The organism is Microvirga sp. BSC39, assembly GCF_000739015.1.
In the GTDB taxonomy this organism is placed as follows: domain Bacteria; phylum Pseudomonadota; class Alphaproteobacteria; order Rhizobiales; family Beijerinckiaceae; genus Microvirga.
In genome coordinates this window covers 1-5157 of record NZ_JPUG01000034.1, presented here as the reverse complement: position 1 = coordinate 5157, position 5157 = coordinate 1, and the positions used below count along the sequence as shown (strand labels likewise).

Here is a 5157-nt window from a genome sequence, read left to right as displayed (position 1 = left end):
TCATGAACGGCGCGCTCGCCGCTCCCGCCCTGCGGCTCGCAGGCGTTGCGGTTGCCGTCACGGGCGTCGCAGCCCTGGCCCTGCCGGCCTTCGCCTGAGCGGATCGGCTATAGATCGATGACCTCATCTCCTGAGGAGATCTGCCTGCACGTCTGCGTCACCTGCCGTCAGGCGGGTGGCCCGGACGACAAGGCGCTCCGGCCCGGTGCGATCCTTCACCGGGCTCTCATCGAAGCGCTCGCCCAGCCCGACGCACCGAAGGTGCGTGTGGAGCCGGTCGAGTGCCTCTCGGTCTGCAAGCGGCCCTGCACCATCGCGGTCTCCGGCCCGGGGCGCTGGACCTATATCTACGGCGACCTGAGCGCCGACACCTCGGTCGAGACCATTCTCGACGGGCTGCGCCGCTATGCGGCGACCGCCGACGGCCTCGTGCCATGGCGCGAGCGGCCCGAGGCGTTCCGCAAGGGCGTCGTCGCCCGCATTCCTCCGTTCAAGACAAGCAGCGCGGCCTGACATACGCCGCCGAAAGGCAAGCCTTCATGAGCGATCTCTCGAAGATCCCCTGCACGATCATCACCGGATTCCTCGGCGCCGGCAAAACCACCCTGGTGCGCCACCTGCTGGAGAATGCCAATGGGCGCCGCCTCGCGGTTCTCGTCAACGAGTTCGGCGATCTCGGCTTCGACGGCTCCTTCATCGAAGGCTGCGGCATCGAGGGATGCACGCAGGAAGACATCGTGGAACTGCCCAACGGTTGCCTGTGCTGCACGGTTGCCGACGACTTCGTGCCGGCCCTGAACACCCTGCTCAACCGGCCGAACCCGCCGGAGCATATCCTGATCGAAACCTCGGGCCTCGCCCTGCCCAAGCCCCTGGTACGCGCCTTCAACTGGCCCGATATCCGCTCCCGCGTGACGGTGGACGGCGTGATCGCCGTGGTCGACGGCCCGGCAGTCGCATCGGGCGCCTTCGCGGAGGATCCGGATGCGCTCGAAGCCCAGCGCGCCTCGGACACGTCCGTCGATCACGAGAACCCGCTGGAGGAAGTGTTCGAGGACCAGCTCCTCTGCGCCGACCTCATCATCCTCAACAAGACCGACCAGATGCAGCCCGGCGACAAGGGCAAGGTTCTGGCCGAGATCAACGAGCACCTGCCCCGCGCCGTGAAGGTGATCGAGACCGCTCACGGCAAGGTGGACCCGACCGTGCTGCTCGGCATGAATGCGGCGGCGGAAGCCGATCTCGACTCCCGTCCCTCGCATCACGAGACCGCGGACGATCACGACCACGACGATTTCGAGAGCATCGCATTCCCGGTCGATGCCGTGGCCACCCCGGAGGCGCTCGTCGCCCGCGTCGAGCGCGCGGCCGAGGCCGCCGGCGTGCTGCGTATCAAGGGCTTCGCGCCCGTGAACGGCAAGCCCATGCGCCTCGTGGTGCAGGGCGTCGGCCAGCGCGTCGCGCATCACTTCGACCGGCCCTGGAAGGCCGACGAGGCGCGCGACGGACGCATGGTGGTGATCGGCCTGAAAGGCTTCGACGCAAAAGCCGTCGAAGCCGCCTTGCGCGCGGGATAGCATGCACCTCCTTCCGGTCACAGCGATCTCCCTCGAGGAGGGCCAGGAGGCCATCGACCTCCAGCAGCCTCCGGGGGATATCGTCGTCCTCTCCTTCGCGGACAGTGACCTCGGCGCGCTGGCGGCGGCCCACCGGCTGAAGGCGGGCGTACCGTCGCTGCGCCTCGCGTCCCTGCGCCGCCTGCGCCATCCTCTCTCGGTCGATCTCTACATCGACAAGACGGCATCGCAGGCACGCTTCGTCCTCGTGCGCTGCCTCGGCGGCCTCGATTACTGGCGCTACGGGCTGGAGCGGCTGTCCGAGGTTTGCCGGTCCCACGGCGTCAAGCTCGCGGTGCTGCCCGGCGACGATCGCCCCGACCCGCGGCTTGCCGCCTACGCGACCGTTCCGCAGGCGCTCTGCGACGAGATCGAGGCCTATTTCCAGGCCGGCGGCATCGACAACATGAGCCGCCTGCTCGCGCACATCGGTGCGGAGATCGGTGAGAGCGATGCGGATGTCGAGCCGCCGCGCGCGGCTCCGCGAGCGTTTGCTTGGATTCCCCCGCTCCGCCCCTCCGATCTCATCCTGAGGAGCCGCGTCGGCGGCGTCTCGAAGGAGGCTCCAGAGACCACTGGAACCTCCTTCGAGACGCAGACTGCGTCTGCTCCTCAGGATGAGGCCTGTGGGATTGAAGGCGGCGGTATTGCAGAGCCTGAGCATGTGCTCGCCCGCCTCTCCCGCGAACGTCCCCTCGCCTGTCTTCTCGTCTATCGCTCCGCCGTTCTCTCAGGCGACACACAGGCCATCGAGGATCTACCGGCGGCATTGCATGCGCGCGGCATCGGGACTCTCGTGCTCGCGGTGTCGAGCCTGAAGGACCCCGACGCGGTGGCGGTCGTTCGACGGGCAATCCAGGCACGCCGCCCCGACATCATCGTCACGACCACGGCCTTCTCGGCGCGGGACGATGACAGCTTCGTGCTCGACGAGGCCGACTGCCCGGTCCTTCAGGCGATTCCCGTCGGCAGCGCGAGGGACGCCTGGGAGGCATCGCCGCGCGGGCTTTCCGCCGCCGATCTCGCCATGCAGATCGCCCTCCCTGAATTCGACGGCCGCATTGCTGCAGGACCTGTCTCGTTCAAGGCCGAGGAGCCTGCGGATTCCGCGCTCGCCTTCTCCCGCCGGGTGCAGGCGCCAGACGCCGCCGGGATCGACACCGTCGCCGACATGGCCGCCGCCTGGGTGCGCCTTGCCCGCGCCACACGCAAAGAGCGGCGACTGGCGCTCGTTCTCTCCGATTACCCTGCACGCGGGGGCCGCGCCGGTTTCGCAGTGGGACTCGACACGCCGGCGAGCGCATGCGCCATCCTCGATCTGCTGAACGATGCCGGATACGAGGCCGGGCGGAACTTCAAAGCGAACGATCTCATGCCGCGCCTCACGGAAGGGGAAGAAGCCTTCGAGGTTCCTCTTGCCACCTACCGTGCATGGCTTGACACGCTGCCAGCGGAACAGCGCGATGCCATCGATGAGCGTTGGGGCAGCGCCCAGGACGATCCTGCCTTTTCGCACGGCGCCTTCCGCTTCCGTGCGGTGCGTGTCGGCAACGTGCTCGTCGCCCTGCAGCCCGATCGCGGTCACGGCCTCGACCGCAAAGGCTTCTACCACGATCCCGAATGCCCCCCAGGCCACGGCTATCTCGCGTTCTATCTCGGCCTGAGAGCTCTGGAGCAGATTCACGCCATCGTTCATCTGGGCACCCACGGCACCACCGAATGGCTGCCTGGCAAGGCGGTGGCGCTCTCCACGCAATGCTGGCCGCGCCTCGCCACCGGCCCGGTGCCGGTGATCTACCCGTTCATCGTCGACGATCCGGGCGAGGCGGCTCCTGCGAAGCGACGGATCGGCGCCGTCACCGTTGGCCATCTCACGCCGCAGACCGGCGAAGCAGGCCTGCACGGCGAGGCGGCAGCCTTGCGCGAACTTGTGGAGGAATTCTCTTCCGCCCAGGTGCTTCACCCCGGACGCGCCGAACTCGTGGCAACGGAGATTCTCGAGCGTGCGCAGGCGAGCGGCGTCGCTGCCGCCTGCGGGGTCGATGACCGCACACCGATGGACGAGGCGCTCACCCGCCTCGACGCGCATCTCTGCGATCTCGGCGAGGTGACGATCCGCGACGGGCTGCATGTTTTCGGTCATGCCCCTGAAGGTTTCGAGAGCTGCAGCGAAGGTGAATGCGAGAACCTGCTCAAGGCCCTCGACGGACACTTCGTGATCCCTGGCCCGTCAGGCTCTCCTTCACGTGGACAGACCGAAGTGCTGCCCACCGGCCGCAACCTCGCAACCCTCGATCCCCGGGCGATTCCCACCCGCGCGGCCACCGAGCTCGGCTGGCGCGCAGCGGCGGAAGTGGTGCGCCGCCACCTGCAGGAGCAGGGCGACTGGCCGCGCCGGATCGTCATGGATCTGTGGGCCTCGCCGACGCTCCGTTCCGGCGGCGAGGACATTGCCCATGCCCTCGCGCTCATGGGCGCGCGCCCGACCTGGGATCATGCCTCGACCCGCGTGACCGGCTTCGAGATCGTCCCGCAGCCGCTTCTCGACCGTCCCCGCGCCGACGTGACGGTGCGCGTCTCCGGCGCCTTCCGCGATACGTTCCCGGACCAGATCGCGCTCCTCGACCAAGCGGCCCGCGCAATCGCGGCGCTCAACGAGGATGATGAGTGGAACGAGCTTGCCGCCGCGCGTCGGCGCGGCGAGACGCTGTCGCGCGTGTTCGGCTCCGCGCCCGGCACCTATGGCGCAGGGGTTTCCGCGCAGGCGCTCGACGGCGAATGGACGACGAAGAGCGATCTCGGCCACACCTATCTCGAAGGCACATCCCATGCGTTCGGTGTTGCCGGCGAGGCTCAGGCTGACGGGAGCTTCCCGCAGCGTGTCGAACGGACGCAAGCTTTCGTGCATGTGAGCGACGTGGCCGAGCGCGACATTCTCGACGGCGACTCCGCTGCCGATGCCATCGGCGGCTTCGCCGCGGCGGCGCAGGCGCTGGGCTCGACGCCGGCTCTGTACAGCCTCGACACGAGCCGCCCGCAAAATCCGAAAGCGCGCACCCTGGTGGAAGACATCGACCGCCTCGTGCGCGGCCGCCTGACGAACCGGCGCTGGATCGCAGGCCAGCTGCGCCACGGATGGCGCGGTGCGGCCGAGATCGCGCAGGGAGTCGATGCGCTCTTCGCCTTCGCGGCCACGACGGATGCCGTTCCGGCCGCGACCCTCGATCTCTTGTTCACAGCCTTGATGGCAGACGAGCCGACCTGGCAGCAGATCGTCGGCGCCAACCCGGCCGCCGCGCAGGCGATCCGCGAGCGCCTGGCCGATGCGCGCCGGCGTGGTTTGTGGGAGAGCCGCCTCAATTCCGTTGCAGCCTTCTTCGAGGATGATCGGAAGGAGGCCGCCGAGTGAGCGCGCAAGACCACATCGCGCGCCGGGGCTGGTGCCCGGGCGTGCGCCGCCCGATGGCAACCGGCGATGGGCTGCTCGTTCGCCTGCATCCGTTCGGCGGCAGGCTGTCCGCGGATCTGGCGCGCCTCGTTG

The 5157-nt window shown here is 68.7% G+C and carries 3 protein-coding genes; all 3 read left to right on the top strand.

Annotation, left to right across the window (positions count from 1 at the left end):
• Positions 1 to 117 precede the first annotated feature (117 nt).
• The 3 genes from MA07_RS04120 to cobN are packed head-to-tail and all read left to right on the top strand — an operon-like array spanning position 118 to position 5025.
• The gene (locus tag MA07_RS04120; RefSeq protein WP_036347360.1) at positions 118 to 513 is read left to right on the top strand and encodes a DUF1636 domain-containing protein; all 396 of its coding nucleotides are present in this window, start codon (positions 118 to 120) and stop codon (positions 511 to 513) included.
• 26 nt (positions 514 to 539) lie between these two features.
• Positions 540 to 1577, top strand: a complete 1038-nt coding sequence (gene cobW, locus MA07_RS04115; RefSeq protein ID WP_036347358.1) for a cobalamin biosynthesis protein CobW — start codon at positions 540 to 542, stop codon at positions 1575 to 1577.
• A 1-nt stretch (position 1578) separates the two neighbouring features.
• Entirely contained in the window at positions 1579 to 5025 is a 3447-nt protein-coding gene (gene cobN / locus MA07_RS04110; protein WP_036347356.1) for a cobaltochelatase subunit CobN, read from the top strand.
• The last annotated feature ends 132 nt before the right edge of the window (positions 5026 to 5157 follow it).

Bases quoted from the DNA above. Each gene is read 5' to 3' on its own strand.
- MA07_RS04120 (WP_036347360.1), top strand. From the start codon at position 118: ATGACCTCATCTCCTGAGGAGATCTGCCTGCACGTCTGCGTCACCTGC.
- cobW (WP_036347358.1), top strand. From the start codon at position 540: ATGAGCGATCTCTCGAAGATCCCCTGCACGATCATCACCGGATTCCTC.
- cobN (WP_036347356.1), top strand. From the start codon at position 1,579: ATGCACCTCCTTCCGGTCACAGCGATCTCCCTCGAGGAGGGCCAGGAG.